Origin of the sequence: Bradyrhizobium sp. Y36 (genome assembly GCF_002531575.1) — a bacterium.
Lineage (GTDB): Bacteria > Pseudomonadota > Alphaproteobacteria > Rhizobiales > Xanthobacteraceae > Bradyrhizobium.
This window is the reverse complement of sequence record NZ_NWTI01000004.1, coordinates 26,934-43,093: the sequence shown is the minus strand read 5'-3', so window position 1 is coordinate 43,093 and position 16,160 is coordinate 26,934. Positions and strand designations below refer to the sequence as shown.

At 65.2% G+C, this 16,160-nt stretch carries 17 protein-coding genes; 11 read left to right on the top strand and 6 right to left on the bottom strand.

What is annotated here, in order from left to right; translation table 11 throughout:
- Window positions 1–105 precede the first annotated feature (105 nt).
- From paaX to CO669_RS08930, 10 genes are all read left to right on the top strand, one after another.
- Window positions 106–972, top strand: coding sequence for a phenylacetic acid degradation operon negative regulatory protein PaaX (paaX, locus tag CO669_RS08975; protein ID WP_097659452.1), 867 nt, complete (start codon window positions 106–108; stop codon window positions 970–972).
- A 76-nt stretch (window positions 973–1,048) separates the two neighbouring features.
- Window positions 1,049–2,041 carry a 1,2-phenylacetyl-CoA epoxidase subunit PaaA gene (gene paaA, locus CO669_RS08970; RefSeq protein WP_198963916.1) on the top strand — a complete coding sequence of 331 codons (993 nt, stop codon included), beginning with the start codon at window positions 1,049–1,051 and terminating at the stop codon, window positions 2,039–2,041.
- Window positions 2,042–2,051: 10 nt separating this feature from the next.
- Entirely contained in the window at window positions 2,052–2,339 is a 288-nt protein-coding gene (paaB, locus tag CO669_RS08965; protein WP_097659450.1) for a 1,2-phenylacetyl-CoA epoxidase subunit PaaB, read from the top strand.
- Complete coding sequence (paaC, locus tag CO669_RS08960; protein WP_198963915.1) at window positions 2,339–3,115, top strand: 1,2-phenylacetyl-CoA epoxidase subunit PaaC; 777 nt, start codon at window positions 2,339–2,341, stop codon at window positions 3,113–3,115. Before paaB ends, paaC begins: the two co-directional genes overlap by 1 nt.
- Complete coding sequence (gene paaD / locus CO669_RS08955) at window positions 3,109–3,612, top strand: 1,2-phenylacetyl-CoA epoxidase subunit PaaD (protein ID WP_097659448.1); 504 nt, start codon at window positions 3,109–3,111, stop codon at window positions 3,610–3,612. Before paaC ends, paaD begins: the two co-directional genes overlap by 7 nt.
- A 2-nt stretch (window positions 3,613–3,614) precedes the next feature.
- Window positions 3,615–4,697 (top strand): 1,2-phenylacetyl-CoA epoxidase subunit PaaE, encoded by a 1,083-nt coding sequence (paaE, locus tag CO669_RS08950; protein ID WP_198963914.1) that lies wholly within the window; start codon window positions 3,615–3,617, stop codon window positions 4,695–4,697.
- 101 nt (window positions 4,698–4,798) lie between these two features.
- On the top strand, window positions 4,799–5,248 hold the full coding sequence (gene paaI, locus CO669_RS08945; RefSeq protein ID WP_198963913.1) for a hydroxyphenylacetyl-CoA thioesterase PaaI: 450 nt from the start codon (window positions 4,799–4,801) through the stop codon (window positions 5,246–5,248).
- A 42-nt stretch (window positions 5,249–5,290) separates the two neighbouring features.
- Window positions 5,291–6,619, top strand: a complete 1,329-nt coding sequence (paaK, locus tag CO669_RS08940; RefSeq protein ID WP_097659445.1) for a phenylacetate--CoA ligase PaaK — start codon at window positions 5,291–5,293, stop codon at window positions 6,617–6,619.
- Window positions 6,620–6,683: 64 nt separating this feature from the next.
- Window positions 6,684–7,688 (top strand): quinone oxidoreductase family protein, encoded by a 1,005-nt coding sequence (locus CO669_RS08935; protein ID WP_097659444.1) that lies wholly within the window; start codon window positions 6,684–6,686, stop codon window positions 7,686–7,688.
- A gap of 2 nt (window positions 7,689–7,690) precedes the next feature.
- A complete protein-coding gene (locus CO669_RS08930; protein WP_097659443.1) occupies window positions 7,691–8,749 on the top strand; it encodes a YeeE/YedE family protein in 1,059 nt (352 codons plus the stop codon).
- Here the strand turns inward: CO669_RS08930 and CO669_RS08925 are convergent.
- Window positions 8,728–9,642 carry a DMT family transporter gene (locus CO669_RS08925; RefSeq protein ID WP_097659442.1) on the bottom strand — a complete coding sequence of 305 codons (915 nt, stop codon included), beginning with the start codon at window positions 9,640–9,642 and terminating at the stop codon, window positions 8,728–8,730. The two genes, CO669_RS08930 and CO669_RS08925, sit on opposite strands and share 22 nt — an antisense overlap.
- A gap of 100 nt (window positions 9,643–9,742) precedes the next feature.
- Here CO669_RS08925 and pdxR point away from each other — a divergent pair, with 100 nt between their 5' ends.
- A complete protein-coding gene (pdxR, locus tag CO669_RS08920) occupies window positions 9,743–11,173 on the top strand; it encodes a MocR-like pyridoxine biosynthesis transcription factor PdxR (RefSeq protein ID WP_198963944.1) in 1,431 nt (476 codons plus the stop codon).
- 105 nt (window positions 11,174–11,278) lie between these two features.
- Here pdxR and CO669_RS08915 read toward each other — a convergent pair whose 3' ends face one another.
- The 5 genes from CO669_RS08915 to CO669_RS08895 are packed head-to-tail and all read right to left on the bottom strand — an operon-like array spanning window position 11,279 to window position 16,033.
- Complete coding sequence (locus CO669_RS08915; protein WP_097659440.1) at window positions 11,279–12,502, bottom strand: bifunctional alpha/beta hydrolase/OsmC family protein; 1,224 nt, start codon at window positions 12,500–12,502, stop codon at window positions 11,279–11,281.
- Between the two features lie 27 nt (window positions 12,503–12,529).
- A complete protein-coding gene (locus CO669_RS08910) occupies window positions 12,530–13,192 on the bottom strand; it encodes a sulfite oxidase-like oxidoreductase (RefSeq protein ID WP_097659439.1) in 663 nt (220 codons plus the stop codon).
- A 3-nt stretch (window positions 13,193–13,195) separates the two neighbouring features.
- Window positions 13,196–14,518 carry an MFS transporter gene (locus CO669_RS08905; RefSeq protein WP_097659438.1) on the bottom strand — a complete coding sequence of 441 codons (1,323 nt, stop codon included), beginning with the start codon at window positions 14,516–14,518 and terminating at the stop codon, window positions 13,196–13,198.
- A gap of 27 nt (window positions 14,519–14,545) precedes the next feature.
- Window positions 14,546–15,766: a cytochrome P450 gene (locus CO669_RS08900; protein ID WP_097659437.1), complete on the bottom strand. Its 1,221-nt coding sequence runs from the start codon at window positions 15,764–15,766 to the stop codon at window positions 14,546–14,548.
- 57 nt (window positions 15,767–15,823) lie between these two features.
- Window positions 15,824–16,033 (bottom strand): ferredoxin, encoded by a 210-nt coding sequence (locus CO669_RS08895; protein WP_097659765.1) that lies wholly within the window; start codon window positions 16,031–16,033, stop codon window positions 15,824–15,826.
- Window positions 16,034–16,160 lie beyond the last annotated feature (127 nt).

Genomic DNA, 16,160 nt, shown 5'->3' with positions numbered 1-16,160 from the left:
GAGGCGTGCGCTCAACTCTCGCCCGCGGTCATATGCGATCTGGGATACTAACAGCGTCGTTCCCGTCCATTGTCGCGCCCGCACCAAACGCGCTAAGCCTGCCGCATGGCGCATCCGCTCTCCCGCATCATCGACCAGCTCAAGCGCGAGCCCTCGCGCACCGGCTCCATCGTCATCACCGTGTTCGGCGACGCCATCGTGCCGCGCGGCGGTGTGGTGTGGCTCGGCACGCTGCTGGAATTCTTCGAAAGCCTTGATATCGACAGCGGCGTCGTGCGCACCGCGATGTCGCGCCTTGCCGCCGATGGTTGGTTGACGCGCGAGAAGGTGGGACGCAACAGCTTCTATCGGCTGGCCGACAAGGGCCGGCAGACCTTCGAGGCCGCGACGCGTCACATCTACGATCCGCCGCCGTCCGACTGGACCGGGCGCTTCGAGCTGCTCCTGATCGGCAATGGCGAGGACCGCGACGCTTCGCGCGAAGCGCTGCGCAACGCCGGCTTCGGCAGTCCGCTGCCGGGCGTCTGGGTCGCGCCGTCGGGTGTGCCGGTGCCGGATGAAGCCACGGGCGCGATCCGTCTCGAGGTCTCGGCCGAAGACGATAGCGGCCGACGTCTGCTCAGCGCGAGTTGGCCGCTGCAGCGCACCGCGGATGCCTATCTCAAGTTCATGAAGACGTTCGAGCCGTTGCGCGCCGCGATCGGGCGCGGCACGGATTTGTCCTCGGCCGACGCCTTCACCGCACGCATCCTCCTGATCCACCACTACCGCCGGGTCGTGCTGCGCGATCCGCTGCTGCCCGAAAGCCTGTTGCCGGCGGACTGGCCGGGCAGGGCGGCGCGTGAGCTCTGCGGCGAAATCTACCGCGCGCTGCTCGCGCCGTCCGAGCAATGGCTCGACGACCATGCAAGCAACGAAAAGGGGCCGCTGCCGCCCGCGCGAAAGCTGCTGGAACGGAGGTTCGGCGCCTGATCTTTATGTTACAGAAATATCTTGCATGAAGTTATTTTTGTTATATATTGCCTCCCAATAAATCGGGAGGATGCGCATGTATACCCAGGCGCTGAACACGGCCGAGGCCGACGACCGCGGTCTTGAGGATGCGGCCAAGGCTGCGCAGTTCCAGGCCCGCATCGATGCCGAGGAGCGCATCGAGCCGAACGACTGGATGCCGGGGGCCTATCGCAAGACGCTCACCCGCCAGATCTCGCAGCATGCCCATTCCGAAATCGTCGGCATGCTGCCCGAAGGCAACTGGATCACGCGGGCGCCGACGCTGCGCCGCAAGGCCGCGCTGCTCGCCAAGGTGCAGGACGAGTGCGGCCATGGTCTTTATCTCTATGCCGCGGCCGAGACGCTCGGCTCCTCGCGCGAGGAGCTGGTCGATGCCATGCTCGCGGGCAAGGCCAAGTACTCTTCGATCTTCAACTATCCGACGCTGACCTGGGCCGACATCGGCACGATCGGCTGGCTGGTCGACGGTGCGGCGATCATGAACCAGATTCCGCTGTGCCGCTGCTCTTATGGTCCCTATGCGCGCGCGATGATCCGCGTCTGCAAGGAGGAGTCCTTCCACCAGCGTCAGGGCTACGAGATCATGCTGACGCTATGCCGCGGCTCGGACGAGCAGAAGGCGATGGCGCAGGATGCGCTGAACAGATGGTGGTGGCCGGTGCTGATGATGTTCGGCCCGCCGGATGCGACCAGCCAGCACAGCGACACTTCGACGAAGTGGAAGATCAAGCGCTTCTCCAATGACGAGCTGCGCCAGAAGTTCGTCGACGCCACCGTGCCGCAGGCGCAATATCTCGGCCTCACCATCCCCGATCCCGGCATGACACAGGATGCCGACGGGCATTGGCGCTACAGCGAAATTGACTGGACCGAATTCAAGCAGGTGCTCGCCGGCAACGGCCCGTGCAACCGCGACCGCATGGCCGCGCGCCGCAAGGCCCATGCGGAGGGTGCCTGGGTGCGCGAGGCGGCCGCAGCCTATGCGGCGAAGCGCGCGCAGCGCCAGACCGCGCAAGCCGCCGAATAGGGAGATCGACATGTCCACGCCGAATACGCCGCTGTGGGAAGTCTTCATTCGCAGCCGCAACGGGCTCGCGCACAAGCACGTGGGATCGCTGCATGCGAGCGACGCCACCATGGCCCTGCAGGCCGCCCGCGACATCTACACCCGCCGCGGCGAAGGCCTGTCGATCTGGGTAGTGCCGTCCAGCGCGATCACCGCGAGCGATCCTGCCGAGAAGGCCATGATGTTCGAGCCGGCGGAATCGAAGATCTACCGGCATCCGACCTTCTACGAGGTGCCCGAGGAAGTGGGGCACATGTGATGGTGGTCGCCAACATCGAGGTCTCCGAAACGCCGCTGATGCTCTACGCGCTGCGCCGCGCCGACGATGCGCTGATCCTCGGCCACCGGCTGTCGGAATGGTGCGGGCATGCGCCGATGCTGGAAGAGGACATGGCGCTCTCCAACATCGCGCTCGACCTGATCGGCCAGGCGCGCGAGCTCTACAGCTACGCCGCCCGGGCTGAAGGCGGGGATAACGACGAGGACAAGCTCGCTTATCTGCGCGACGTCAGGCAGTACCGCAATCTGCTGCTGGTCGAGCAGCCCAACGGCGATTTCGCCCAGACCCTGGTGCGGCAGTTCTTCTATTCGGCGTTCGCCGACCTCTACTGGCGCGCGATGATGAGCTCGCGCGATGCGACGCTGGCCGCGATTGCCGCCAAGTCGGAGAAGGAGAGCGCCTACCATCTGCGCCACGCATCGGAGTGGCTGATCCGGCTCGGCGACGGCACCGATGAGAGCCATGCGCGCGCGCAAGCCGCGATCGATCACCTCTGGGCCTTCACCGGCGAGATGTTTGCCGTCGACGATGGCGAGCGCGCGTTGATCCATGCCGGTATCGCCGTCGATCCCGGGCCCTTGCGGGGTCGCTGGTTGCAGACGTTGTCCGATGTCGCCCGAGAGGCCACGCTGATCCTTCCGCAGAACGACTGGATGCAGCAGGGCGGTCGCACCGGCCGGCACAGCGAGCATCTCGGCCATCTCCTGTCCGAGCTGCAATCGATGCAGCGCACCTTTCCGGGGCTGACATGGTGACGGTGCTCGACCGCGACAGCGAGTTGCGGCAGCGGGCCTGGGATGCCGCGGCGAGCGTGGTCGATCCCGAGATTCCGGTCCTGACCATCGCCGATCTCGGCGTGCTGCGTGACGTCGCGCTGGCCGGCGACCATGTCGAGGTGACAATCACGCCGACTTATTCCGGCTGCCCGGCAATGAACATGATCGCGCTGGAGATCGAGCTGGCGCTGGAGCGCGCCGGCTTTGCCCGTCCAAAAATCCGCACCGTGCTGTCGCCGGCCTGGACCACCGACTGGATGAGCGAGGAGGGACGCCAGAAGCTGCGCGCCTATGGCATCGCGCCGCCGCGGGCCTCAAGTTCCCGCCGCGTGCTGTTCGGCGAACAGGCCGTGGCGTGCCCGCAATGCGGCTCTGAAAGCACAGAGCTGCTCTCTGAATTCGGCTCGACCTCCTGCAAGGCGCTGTGGCGTTGCAAGTCCTGCCGCGAACCCTTCGATTATTTCAAGTGTCATTGACCATGTCAGCAGCCGCACCCCGCTTCCATCGCCTGGCCGTCAACGATCTCCGCCGCGAGGCGTCTGACGCCGTTTCGATGACCTTCGCCATCCCCGGCGAACTCGCCCGCGATTACGCCTTCACGCCCGGCCAATACCTGACACTCCGCACGACGCTCGACGGAGAAGAGGTGCGTCGCTCCTATTCGATCTGCTCCGGCCCCGAGGACGGCGAGATTCGCATCGCCGTGAAGAAGGTGGATGGCGGCGCGTTTTCGAGTTGGGCCGCCGAAGATCTCAAATGCGGCGACGAGCTCGACGTGATGACGCCGACCGGCCGCTTCGGCGTGGTCCCACCCGCCGATGCAGGCCGTATCCATGTCGGCTTCGCCGCAGGCTCCGGCATCACGCCGATCCTGTCGATCGTGAAGGGCGTGCTCGCGCGCGAGCCGGAGAGCCGCTTCTTCCTGTTCTACGGCAACCGCACCACCGACAACATCATGTTCCTCGAAGCGCTCGAGGAGCTCAAGGACCGCTTCATCGATCGCCTCTCGATCTTCCACGTCATCTCCGGGGAGGATCAGGATATCCCGATCCTGCATGGCCGGCTCGACGGCGACAAGGTGAGGGTGCTGCTGCGCTCGCTGGTCCCGGCGGGAAGCGTCGATCATGTCTACGTCTGCGGTCCCCTCGGCATGAGCGAGGACATCGAGACCACCTGCCGTACGCTGGGCATCGCGGAAGACCGCATTCATGTCGAGCGCTTCGTGTCGGAATTCGGCGGCAAGCCCCGGCCGAAGAAAGTGGTTGCGCCCGATGCGCCGCCGAAGGCGATCGCCTCGCTCATCATCGACGGCAAGCGCCGCGACGTGCCGGTCGCCGAAGACGAGGCCATCCTCGATGCCGCGCTGCGCGCCGGCGTCGATCTGCCGTTCGCCTGCAAGGGCGGCATGTGCTCGACCTGCCGCGCCAAGCTGGTCGAGGGCGAGGCGCCGATGGACATCAACTATTCGCTGGAGCCGTGGGAACTGAAGGCGGGTTTCGTCCTGACCTGCCAGGCCAAGCCGTCGTCGGAGCGCGTCGTGGTCGATTATGACCATGTCTGATCGGGCGTATCAGGGCCCGAAAATGCAAATGCGTCGCATTGTTTGACAGCCTTGGCCAACCAGCAGAACATCATGTGCAAGCATTTGACCGGGAGAGGCGCGTGAACGTCAAAGCCGCTTTGTCGCCTGAGAACGTCGCTCGCGCCTGCGCCGATGCGATGTGGGCGGAGGACGATGCTTCCAAGGGGCTCGGCATGGAGATCGTCGAGATCGGCCCGGGTTTCGCGACGCTGGCCATGACTGTGCGGCCGGACATGGTCAACGGCCAGCGCATCGCCCATGGCGGCTTCATCTTCACGCTCGCCGACTCCGCCTTCGCGTTTGCCTGCAACTCGCACAATGACCGCGTCGTTGCCGCGCAGGGACAGATCACCTTTATCAAGCCGGGCAAGCTCGGCGATCGTCTCGTTGCGAAGGCACGCGAGGTCACGCGTGGCGGACGCTCCGGCATCTATGACGTACGCGTCACCGCCGGCGATGTCGTCATCGCGGAATTCCGCGGACACTCACGCGTCATTCCCGGCACGTGGCTGCCGACGCAGGACGAATAACCAACCAAGAAAAGAACAGATCAATGTTGTGGGGAAACGAGGATGGCTTTGACGAGGCTCAAGGAAAGCGGCTCCTATAGCGCCGAGATGGACGCGCAAGAGCGCGCCTCGCGCGACGAGATCATGACGCTGCAGAAGCAGCGGCTGGCCTGGTCGCTGAAACACGCTTATGACAATGTCGCGCATTACCGCAAGGCTTTCGATGCGGCCGGCGTGCATCCGTCCGATTTTCGCGACTTGTCTGATCTCGCGAAGTTTCCGTTCACTGTGAAGACGGATTTGCGAGACAATTATCCCTTCAACATGTTCGCCGTGCCGCGCGAAAAGCTGGTGCGCGTGCATGCCTCCTCCGGCACGACCGGCAAGCCGATCGTGGTGGGATATACGCAAAGAGACATCGACACCTGGTCGGAGGTGATGGCGCGCTCGATCCGCGCCGCTGGTGGCCGCACCGGCATGATCATCCACAATGCCTACGGCTATGGTCTCTTCACCGGCGGCCTAGGGGTTCATTACGGCGCCGAGAAGCTCGGCTGCACGGTGGTGCCGATCTCCGGCGGCATGACCGAGCGGCAGGTCCAGCTCATCAACGATTTCCGGCCCGACATCATCACGGTGACGCCGAGCTACATGCTGGCGATCCTCGACGAGTTCAGGCGCCAGAAGCTCGACCCTCGTGAATGCTCGCTCAAGGTCGGCATCTTCGGCGCCGAGCCCTGGACCAATGCCATGCGCGGCGAGATCGAGGACGCCTTCGACATGGACGCGACCGACATCTACGGCCTGTCCGAGGTGATCGGCCCCGGCGTGGCGCAGGAATGCATCGAAACCAAGGATGGCCTGCACATCTGGGAGGACCATTTCTACCCCGAGGTGATCGACCCCCAGACCGGCGCGGTGCTGCCCGATGGCGAGAAGGGCGAGCTGGTCTTCACCTCGCTGACCAAGGAAGCTTTTCCGGTGATCCGCTATCGCACCCGCGACCTGACGCGGCTGCTGCCGGGCACGGCACGGCCGGGCATGCGGCGCATGGAGAAGGTGACCGGGCGCTCGGACGACATGATCATCCTGCGCGGCGTCAACCTGTTCCCGACCCAGATCGAGGAAGTATTGCTCGCGACCGACTGGTGCGGCGGCCACTTCATCCTGGAGCTGACCCGCGAAGGCCGCATGGACGAGCTGACCATCATCGCCGAGGCGCGGTCGCAAAGCTGGGACGGGAGAGGCCTCATCGACCACGCCGACCGGATCTCGACCCATATCAAGAACACCATCGGGATCAGCTCCAAGGTTCAGATTGTGCCCCCTGACACGCTGGAGCGCTCGCTCGGCAAAGCCAGGCGGCTCTACGACAAGCGGCCTAAGGACTGAGTTGACGGATTGACTTGACCGGCCCCAGAGGCGACAAGGCCCGCGAGAAATCGCGGGTCTTTTCATGTCGCCAGCTGATGCCAAATCCGTCGACGCGCGCTGCGTACGCCTCAACGCCAAGGCCGAGAACGCCGCCGCGCTTGCACCAGTGGTCGAGCGCCACACGCTGACGCGCGGCCCGAACGATCTCCTGATCGAGGTGAAGGCCGCGGCCGTCAATCCCTCGGATGTGAAGGCGGCGACCGGGCTGATGCCCTATGCCGTGTTCCCGCGGACGCCCGGCCGCGATTATGCCGGCATCGTCATCGACGGGCCGGCCGGCGCGGTTGGCCGCGAGGTGTTCGGCTCCTCCGGGGATCTCGGCATCCGCCGCGACGGTACCCATGCCAGCCATCTCGTGGTCGAGGCGGATGCAGTGGTGGAGAAGCCGACGACGGTGTCGTGGGAGGAGGCCGCCGGCATCGGCGTGCCCTTCGTCACCGCGATGGAAGGCTTTCGCCGCGCAGGCTTGCCGAAGGCCGGCGACACCGTGCTGGTGTTCGGCGTCAACGGCAAGGTCGGCCAGGCCGCGGTGCAGATCGCGACATGGCAGGGCGCGAGCGTCATCGGGGTGGTGCGCAAGGCGGAGGCCTATGAAGGTCACAGCAACGCGCCGATCGAGGTGATCGACGCCTCCGCGACGGACGTGGCCGCACGCGTGCGCGAATTGACCGGCGGCAAGGGCGCCGACATCGTTTTCAACACCGTCGGCGATCCCTATTTCCAGGCCGCGCACAAGTCGCTCGCCTTGCGTGGCCGCCAGATCCTGATCGCCGCGATCGACCGCATCGTGCAGTTCAACATCCTCGAATTTTACCGGGGGCAGCACACCTATGTCGGGATCGATACGCTCGGCTTGTCTTCGACCGCAACAGGCGCGGTGTTGCGCGACCTCGGCCCGGGCTTTGCGAGCAGTCACCTGAAGCCGTTTCCGATCAAGGCCAATGCCGTCTATCCGCTCGAGAGTGCCAAGGCGGCCTATGTCGCCGTCGCCGGCTCTTCGCGGGATCGCGTGATCCTCAAGCCGTAATCATGGAATCGTCCGCACAATTCGTCATCCTGGCAGGTCTCGTCATTGGCTTGATCTATGGCGCGGTCGGCCTTCTCAGCGGCTTCTGCCTGATGAGCAGCATGCGCGGCTGGCTGGCCGAGGGAGACGGGCGGCTGGCGCGGACTTATGCCCTGGCGATCGCAGTCGCGATCGCCGCAAGCCAGTTCCTCGCCGGCAATGGCATGGTCGACCTCGGCAAGACGATCTATCTGCAGCAATCATTCTCGGCGCCGGTGCTGTTCCTCGGCGGCCTGCTGTTCGGTTACGGCATGGTGCTGTCGAACGGCTGCGGCTCGCGCGCGCTGGTGCTGCTCGGGCGGGGCAATCTCCGTTCCTTTGTGGTCGTGATCGTGCTTGCCATCGCCGCGCAGATGACGCTCAAGGGCCTGATCGCGCCGGCGCGCATCGCATTGGTCCAGGCGTCGCAAACCACGGTCAACGCGAACTCGCTGCCGTCATTGCTGGCGACGCTCGGTCTCGCCGAACCTCTCTCGCGCGCGCTGGCGGCGGCCATCATCGTCGTCGCGCTGATCCTGTTTGCGTTTGCCCACCCGGTGTTCCGTCGCTCGCCGGGCCAAATCGCGGCGGGCATCATCGTCGGCCTCCTCGTTGCTGCCGGCTGGTACGTCACCGGTTATCTGGGCGCCGACGATTTCAATCCCGTCCCCGTGACCTCGCTCACCTTCATCGCGCCGATCGCCGACAGCCTGCAATACGCCATGCTCTCCACCGGCCTGTCGCCGAACTTCGGTATCGCGACGGTTGCCGGCGTGTTCGCCGGCAGCCTGATCACCGCATTCGCGACGGGCCGCTTCAAGCTCGAAGGTTATTCCTCGCCGCGCCACATGCTGCGCTCGGGCGGCGGCGCCGCGCTGATGGGCATTGGCGGCGTGATGGCGTTCGGCTGCTCGATCGGGCAGGGGCTGACCGGCATATCGACGCTGGCATTCGGCTCCTTCGTCGCGCTCGCCGGCATTCTGCTCGGCACCACGGCGGGCCTGCGCGGCGCGCTGCGCGTTCAGCCGCTGGCGGCGGCCTGACGGCGCAGCAGCCGGTCTCCCAATGTTGCAAGGCCGATGCCGCTGACGATCAGCGCCGCCGCGATGGCAAGGCTCATGTCGATGGGCTCCCCGAGCAGGATCGCTGCGCTCGCAATGCCGACGAGCGGCGTTCCCGTGGTGCCGAGCGACGTCGTCAGCGCCGAGATGCTCTTGTTGACCATCGACATCGCCCAATAGGCCAACGCCGTTCCGATCAGGCCGGAATAGAGGAGCAGCAGCACGAGCCGCGGCGACCACTCCGTATGCGGCGGGCCCTCAACGAGGAGCGCGCTGACAGTCAGCACAGCCGTTGCCACGAGCACCTGCCACAGCAGAAGCTGGAGCGGTGAGGCGATCCAGCGATGCGCGCGGATATAGATGATGTTCGCCGCCCAGGAGATCGCGGCCAGGATGACCATGCCGGCGCCAAGCACGACGTTGCTGTCGGTCCAATCGATCGAGGTGGGGTTCAGGATCACCGCAAGCCCGACCAGTCCGAGCAGGGCGCCGGCAAGCTTCGGTGCCGTTAGTGTCTCCTTGCCGAGCAGCGGCGCCGCGATCGCGACCCAGAGCGGCGTGGTGTAGCCGAGCACGATGGCCTTGCTCGCGGGCAGGAAGCGCACGCCGGCCGCAACCAGGACCGAGAAAATCGTCATGTGGAGCAGCGCCACGCTGAGGACCACCGGAATGTCACGCCGCTCGGGGATCACCAGATTGTTGCTCAGTCCGAGGATCACGAACAGTCCGGCCAGCGCGATCCAGCTCCGGATTGCCGACGTCCACAGCGGCGGGAGAAACTGAACGAGCTGCTTCGTCACCGACCAGTTCACGCCCCAGGCCAGCACGACGATCAGGAACAGGCCGATGGCCGCGCGGGGGGAGAGAGCGTTCATCGCGGAATCCTTGAAGCATTGCGGCCTGCGAGATAGCATCCTCGCTGGAACCTGAAAAAGTGCCAGATTGGAAAGGAATAAGGTGCCAGTTTCGGACGACATGATCTCCGCGCTGATCGATCTGAAGCGGGGCGACCACGAGGGACTGGTGGTTCAACTGACGAGCCGGCTCCGGAGCCTGATCGCGACCGGCCGTCTCGGCAAAGGCCGCGTGCTGCCGTCGAGCCGCCGGCTTGCAAACGATCTGGGCGTCTCACGCAATACGGTCACTTATGCCTTTGAGCAGCTTGCCGCGGAGGGATACCTCGCGGCATCGCATGGTCGTCGCCCGGTGGTGACGGTCGACGGCGGCGGACACGGTGATGGCGTGGAGGCGGCCAGATCCGCTGCGCGCTCCGCAAGGCCGACCCTCTCCCCATGGGCTATGAGGCTCAAGCAGGCGGATTGGCCGCTGTCCTATCAGGCGCCGTTCAAGCCGTTGCGTCCGGGACATGGCGACGCACGAGAGTTTCCGAACGACGTCTGGGCGCGCTGCTTGCGTCGCAGTGCCGTGCATGCGGCCCGGCGTGAGGTTGGTCCGGTCAACCGCCCGCGTCTTTGCGAAGCGCTGGCGCACTACCTCGCCACCAGCCGAGGGGTTCGCGCCTCGGCCGGCCAGATCCTGATCCTGCCCAGCGCGCAGGCGGCGCTGACATTGATCGCGGCCGTGCTGATCGCGCCCGGCGACGAGGTCCGGGTCGAGGACCCCGGCTATCCCGGTGCGGCAGCCGCGTTCCATGCCTCCGGGGCGTGCGTGACGGGCATGCGGCTGGACGAGCAGGGCATGCAGTGGACATCGGGAATGACCGCGCCAAAGCTCATCTTCATGACGCCGTCGCATCAGCATCCGACGGGACGATTGATGTCGCTGGCCCGCCGCACCGAGTTTCTCCGGGCAAGCCGGCCCGGCAAGACCTGGATCGTCGAGGACGACTACGACGGCGAATTCCACTATGACAGCAGGCCCGTGCCGGCGTTGCAGGGCTTGGACACTCATGGCCGCGTGTTCTACGTCGGGACATTTTCGAAGGCGATGACCTCGGATCTCCGGCTCGGCTATCTCGTCGTACCGCCGGCGCTGGTCGGCACGTTTGAGATCGCACAGCGCCACGTCGGATTGATCGCTTCGAGCCACATCCAGGAAGCGCTGGCCGAGTTTATCGCCGACGGGCATTTTCTCGCGCATCTGCGCCGGGTGCGCCGGCTCTATCACGCGCGTCGAGATCACCTCGCGGAGGGACTGGAGCGTCACCTCGGTGAGGTGCTCACGGCCGAAGTGCCCTCGGGCGGCATTCAGCTCGTGGCGCGCCTCAAGCGCGGCCGCGCCGACCGGGCGGCGGTCAAGCGGCTCGTCGAGGCGGGAGTCGTGACGCGCGCCCTGTCCAGCCTGGCGTTGAACAAGCCGAGGGATCACGGCCTGCTGCTCGGCTTTGCGGCCTGGCGCGAGAGCGAGATCAGCGCGGCGCTGCGGACCATGACCTCGTGCTTCTAAAGCATGATCCGGAAACGTGCGAAGCGGTTTTCCGGAAAGATCATGTGCAAACAACAACCCAAAGCGCGATGACGATTCGTCCAAGTCTCATCGCGCTTTAGCCTGCTAGTCCGCTGCCTTCGTCACGATGCGGATCTCGGACGTGAGTGTCCGGTGCACCGGGCACTTGTCCGCGATCTCCATCAGCTTCTTGCGCTGCTCGGCATCGAGTGCGCCGTCGATCGTGATGTCGCGTTCGATCTGGTCGAGCATGCCCTCGCGCGTCTCGCACTCCGCGCAGTCCTTGGCGTAGATCTTGGAGTGCTTCAGCCTGACGGTGACGCGGTCGAGCGGCAACGATTTGCGGTCGGCATAGAGGCGCATGGTCATGGAGGTGCAGGCCCCTAGTCCGGCAAGCAGGAAGTCATAGGGCCCCGGGCCGGCATCCTCGCCACCGGCCGCAACGGGCTCATCCGCGACAAGCCGATGCGAGCCGACGGTGATGACCTGGTTGAACTTGCTCTTGCGGGTCTCCTGCACCACCACCTGACGCGGCGCCTCGGGAAGGTCCATCGCCTTCGCGGGCCTTGCGGCGTCGATGTAGCGGCCTGCCCAGGCCGCGATCACGTCGGCCGTGTAGAGCGCATCGGTCGGCTTGGTCAGCAGGTGATCGGCATGGTCGAGCGAGACGAAGCTCTTGGGGTGCTTTGCCGCAACGAAGATCTTCGTCGCGTTGTCGATGCCGACGGTGTCGTCGACAGGCGAGTGCATCACCAGCAGCGCCTTGTGCAGGCCGGTGACGTCGGTCATCAGCTCGTGCTCGGCGATGTCTTTCAGGAACTCGCGCTTGATCCGGAATGGCCGTCCCGCAAGCGAGACCTCGACCTCGCCCTGCGTGCGGATGCTGTCGAGATGTTCCCTGAACAGCCCGGTGACATGCGCGGGATCGGACGGCGCGGCGATGGTGACGACGGCCCCGGCTTCCGGGATCTTTCCGGCGGCCGCCAGGATCGCGGCGCCGCCAAGGCTGTGCCCGATCAGGATCGACGGCGCCCTGCGGACGCTGCGGAGATGATCGGCGGCGCGCACGAGATCGGCGACGTTGGAGGAGAACGTCGAATTGGCAAAGTCGCCTTCGCTGGAGCCGAGCCCGGTGAAGTCGAAGCGCAGCACCGCAATGCCCTTGGCGGCGAGCGCAACTGCAATGCGCTTGGCCGCCAGCGTATCCTTGCCACAGGTGAAGCAGTGCGCGAACAGCGCGTAGGCCGCGGGTTCGCCGTCCGGCAATTCCAGCGCGGCCGCAAGCTGATGGCCGGCTTCGCCGGTGAATTGAAAGCGCTCCGTCGGCATGGGCTTCCCCCGTTTCCTGCTTGAACTCTAATCGCTCGAATAGCGCTGCTCGGCCCAGGGATCGCCGCGGTTGTGATAACCGCGGACCTCCCAGAAGCCCGGCGCGTCCTCGGTGAGGAATTCGATGGCCTGGAGCCATTTGGCGCTCTTCCAGAAATAGAGATGCGGCACGACCAGCCGCACCGGGCCGCCATGCTCTTCGGTCAGCGGCTGGCCGGACCAGCTATGGGCGAGCAGGGCATCCTCTGCGGCGAAGTCTTCCAGCGCGAGGTTGGTGGTGTAGCCGTCATAGGAATGCAACGTCACGAAGCGCGCATCCTCGCGCGGCTGGCACGCCGCCAGCAGCTCGCGGGTAGCAAGGCCCTCCCATTCGTTGTCGTAACGCGACCAGGTCGTCACGCAGTGGATGTCGGAGGTGAACTGGGCCTGCTTCTGCGCGGAGAACTCGGCGAAGGTCCAGAACACCGGCGTTTCGACCGAGCCGTAGACGTCGAGCCGCCAGCGCTCGCGCGAGATCGGCGGCACGACCCCGAGATCGAGCACGGGCCAGTCCTTGGTGAGGTGCTGGCCGGGCGGAAGCCGTTGGTCCTCCGGCCGCGCGATCTTGCCGGTCAGGAAGCGGCCCTCGCGCGCCCATTTCTCCTTGGTGCGTGTCAGCTTGCTGTCGGGCGGCTCGTTGTCGTCGGACATTGGCTACTCGTGGCGGTGCATCGCGGAGGCGTGCTTGGTGTCGCGCATCGTGGAATAGATGATCAGCGACAGACAGATGATGCCGCTGAGATAGAAGTAGAACCAGTCTTCGTGCCCGATGCTCTTGAAGTAGAGCGCGATCGCCGGCGCAGTGCCGCCGAAGATCGAGACCGTGATCGCGTAGGGCAGGCCGACGCCGAGCGCGCGGACATTGGTCGGGAACAGCTCGGCCTTCACCACTGCGTTGATCGACGTATAGCCGGCGACGAACAGCCAGGCGGCACAGATGAGGATGAAGGCGATGAAGGGCGACTTGGTCTCTTTCAGCGTCATCAGCAGCGGCACGGTCGCGAGCGTGCCGGCGACGCCGAAGAAGATCAGCAGCGGCTTGCGTCCGATCTTGTCGGAGATGGCGCCATAGATCGGCTGCAGGATGGTGGCGAAGATCAAGGTGCCGAAGATCACCAGGGTGGTCTGGTCCTCCGTCAGGCCGACCGAAAGCTTGACGAAGGTCTGCATGTAGGTGGTGAAGGTGTAGAACGCCGCGGTGCCGCCCGCGGTGAGGCCGACCACCAGCAGCAGCTCGCGTGGATAGCGCAGCAGATTGGTGATCGAGCCGGTCGGCTTCACGACTTTCCTGGCTTCCTCGAACGCCTCGGTCTCGTGCAAGCCGCGCCGCATCACTGCGGCCACGATCGCGAGCATCGCGCCGATTGCAAAGGGGATGCGCCAGCCCCACGCTTTCAGCTCTTCCGGGGTGAGGAAGACCTTTTGCAGAAGCAGCAGCACGATGATCGCGGTGAGCTGGCCGCCGATCAGGGTGACGTACTGAAAGCTCGAATAGAAGCCGCGGTGCTTGGGGTCGGCGACCTCGCTGAGATAGGTGGCGCTGGCGCCATATTCGCCGCCGAGGCTGAGGCCCTCGATGATGCGCGCGAGGGCGAGGATGACCGGCGCGGCGAACCCGATCGTGGCATAAGTCGGCGTCAGCGCGATGATCAGCGAACCAAAGCACATGAAGACGACCGACAGGGTCAGCGAGATACGTCGGCCGAAATGGTCGGCGAGATAGCCGAAGAACCAGCCGCCCAAGGGTCGCATCAGGAAAGTCGCCGCGAAAACGACGGCGACGTTCAATTGCTGGACGACAGGGTCGGTACCAGGGAAGAAGGCGGGGGCGAAATAGAGCGCGAAGGCCGTGTATGCGTAGAAGTCGTACCACTCGACGAGATTGCCGACCGAGCCGATGAAGATCGCCTTGATCCGGCGCTTGGCGTCCGCGAGGTCTATGTGGTCAGAGGCCGGATGGGTTGCATGCTCTGTCACGTCCGGCCTCCCGCTGTCTGGAGACGCCTACATCGCCTTTCCGAGCAGAAATGGCAACTGGCGGGGGCCCCGCACCGTGCCCTGCGACCAGGTCACCGTGCCTGCAGGATCGAGGCGGAAATCAGGGATCCGCTTCAGCCATTCCTCCAGCGCGACCTGCATCTCCATGCGCGCGAGATTGGAACCGACGCAGCGGTGGATGCCGAGGCCAAAGGCGGCGTGGCGATTTTCGCGGCGGTCGATCACGACTTTGTCAGCTTCCGGAAACACCTTGGGATCGCGATTGGCGGCCGGGAAGGACAACAGCACCATGTTGCCCGCCTTGACCGGGCAGCCCGAGATCGCGGTGTCCTTGACCACCTCCCGGGCCATCGTCACCGGCGAATAGGCACGCAGCAGTTCCTCCACCGCGGTCGGGATCAACGCGGGCTCGGCGATCAGCCGTTCGCGGTCGGCCGGCACTTTTGCGAGATGCCAGAGCGAGGACCCGATTGCGCTCCAGGTGGTGTCGATGCCGGCGATCAGAAGCAGGCGCAGCGAGCCCAGCACGTGGGACTCTTCCAGCGGCTGGCCTTCCTTGTCCTTGGCGTTCATCAGATAGGAGATGAGGTCGTCGGTCGGCCTCGATCTGCGCTCCTCGATATGCGTCCTGAAATAGGCGCTCATCTCCTGCACGGCCTGGAGCAGCTTGGTCTCGTCCTTGATGCCGAGCTCGAGGATCATGTGGATCCAGTCGATGAAGAGATCGCTGTCGCTCTCGGGAATGCCGAGCATGTGCGCGATCGCCCGAACCGGGATATACTTGCTGTAGCGTGAGGCGGCGTCGACCTTGCCATCGGAGACGAAGCCGTCGATCAGCTCGTTGCAGATCGCGCGCATCCGCGGTTCCAGCTTCTTCATCGCGTCCGGCGTGAACGGCGGCAACAGGAGCTGCTTGGCCGGCTTGTGTACGGGCGGGTCGGAGGTGATCGGCGGGGCGGCGTTCCTCGCGATCTCCGGCCGCACATCGCGCACGATGATGCGGCGCGAGGAGAAATGCTCGGTATCGTTGGCGATCTCACGCACGGCCTCGTAGGTCGTCGGCATGTAGCAGCCGAGGAAGCGCTCGGTGTGCACGACCGGGCTTGCAGCGCGCAGCTCGTCCCAGATCGGGAATGGGTCTTCCGTCCACTGTGGATCGGTGTGGTCGAAATCGTTGACCCAGTCAATGACGGGCGGATGGGCGACAGGCTGGCTGACGTCGGACATGTCAGGGAATCCCTTGGCTCGTGTTCGCTGATAGGATGCGGGGCGGCGAAGGCCGCGCTACTCCTCGATCACGTCGATTGCGATTTCCGGGCAGTTGGATTTGGCAAGCCAGGCCTTGTTTTCGAGCCCGGGCGGGACCGTGCCGTCGCCGGCCTCGTGCGCGTTGCCGAATTCGTCGAGCTCGAAAAGTTCCGGCGCGAGCGCTTTGCAGCGCGCGTGGCCCTGGCATTTGTCGGGATCGACGTGAACCCTCAGTCGCTCGGTCATGGCGGCATCCTCGGTCGTGTGCGCGCGGAGCCCACGGGGCGGCGCGTTCCTCATGTCAATTTTTATCCGCGGCATTCGCCGCAGGTCCTAAGTTATACGTTATTACATTCGCGCCGGCCTTCCCCTG

Bases quoted from the DNA above. Each gene is read 5' to 3' on its own strand.
- CO669_RS08895 (WP_097659765.1), bottom strand. From the start codon at position 16,033: ATGACCGAGCGACTGAGGGTTCACGTCGATCCCGACAAATGCCAGGGC.
- paaX (WP_097659452.1), top strand. From the start codon at position 106: ATGGCGCATCCGCTCTCCCGCATCATCGACCAGCTCAAGCGCGAGCCC.
- paaA (WP_198963916.1), top strand. From the start codon at position 1,049: ATGTATACCCAGGCGCTGAACACGGCCGAGGCCGACGACCGCGGTCTT.
- CO669_RS08930 (WP_097659443.1), top strand. From the start codon at position 7,691: ATGGAATCGTCCGCACAATTCGTCATCCTGGCAGGTCTCGTCATTGGC.
- paaK (WP_097659445.1), top strand. From the start codon at position 5,291: ATGGCTTTGACGAGGCTCAAGGAAAGCGGCTCCTATAGCGCCGAGATG.
- CO669_RS08925 (WP_097659442.1), bottom strand. From the start codon at position 9,642: ATGAACGCTCTCTCCCCCCGCGCGGCCATCGGCCTGTTCCTGATCGTC.
- CO669_RS08910 (WP_097659439.1), bottom strand. From the start codon at position 13,192: ATGTCCGACGACAACGAGCCGCCCGACAGCAAGCTGACACGCACCAAG.
- paaD (WP_097659448.1), top strand. From the start codon at position 3,109: ATGGTGACGGTGCTCGACCGCGACAGCGAGTTGCGGCAGCGGGCCTGG.
- paaB (WP_097659450.1), top strand. From the start codon at position 2,052: ATGTCCACGCCGAATACGCCGCTGTGGGAAGTCTTCATTCGCAGCCGC.
- pdxR (WP_198963944.1), top strand. From the start codon at position 9,743: ATGATCTCCGCGCTGATCGATCTGAAGCGGGGCGACCACGAGGGACTG.
- paaE (WP_198963914.1), top strand. From the start codon at position 3,615: ATGTCAGCAGCCGCACCCCGCTTCCATCGCCTGGCCGTCAACGATCTC.
- paaC (WP_198963915.1), top strand. From the start codon at position 2,339: ATGGTGGTCGCCAACATCGAGGTCTCCGAAACGCCGCTGATGCTCTAC.
- CO669_RS08900 (WP_097659437.1), bottom strand. From the start codon at position 15,766: ATGTCCGACGTCAGCCAGCCTGTCGCCCATCCGCCCGTCATTGACTGG.
- CO669_RS08935 (WP_097659444.1), top strand. From the start codon at position 6,684: ATGTCGCCAGCTGATGCCAAATCCGTCGACGCGCGCTGCGTACGCCTC.
- CO669_RS08915 (WP_097659440.1), bottom strand. From the start codon at position 12,502: ATGCCGACGGAGCGCTTTCAATTCACCGGCGAAGCCGGCCATCAGCTT.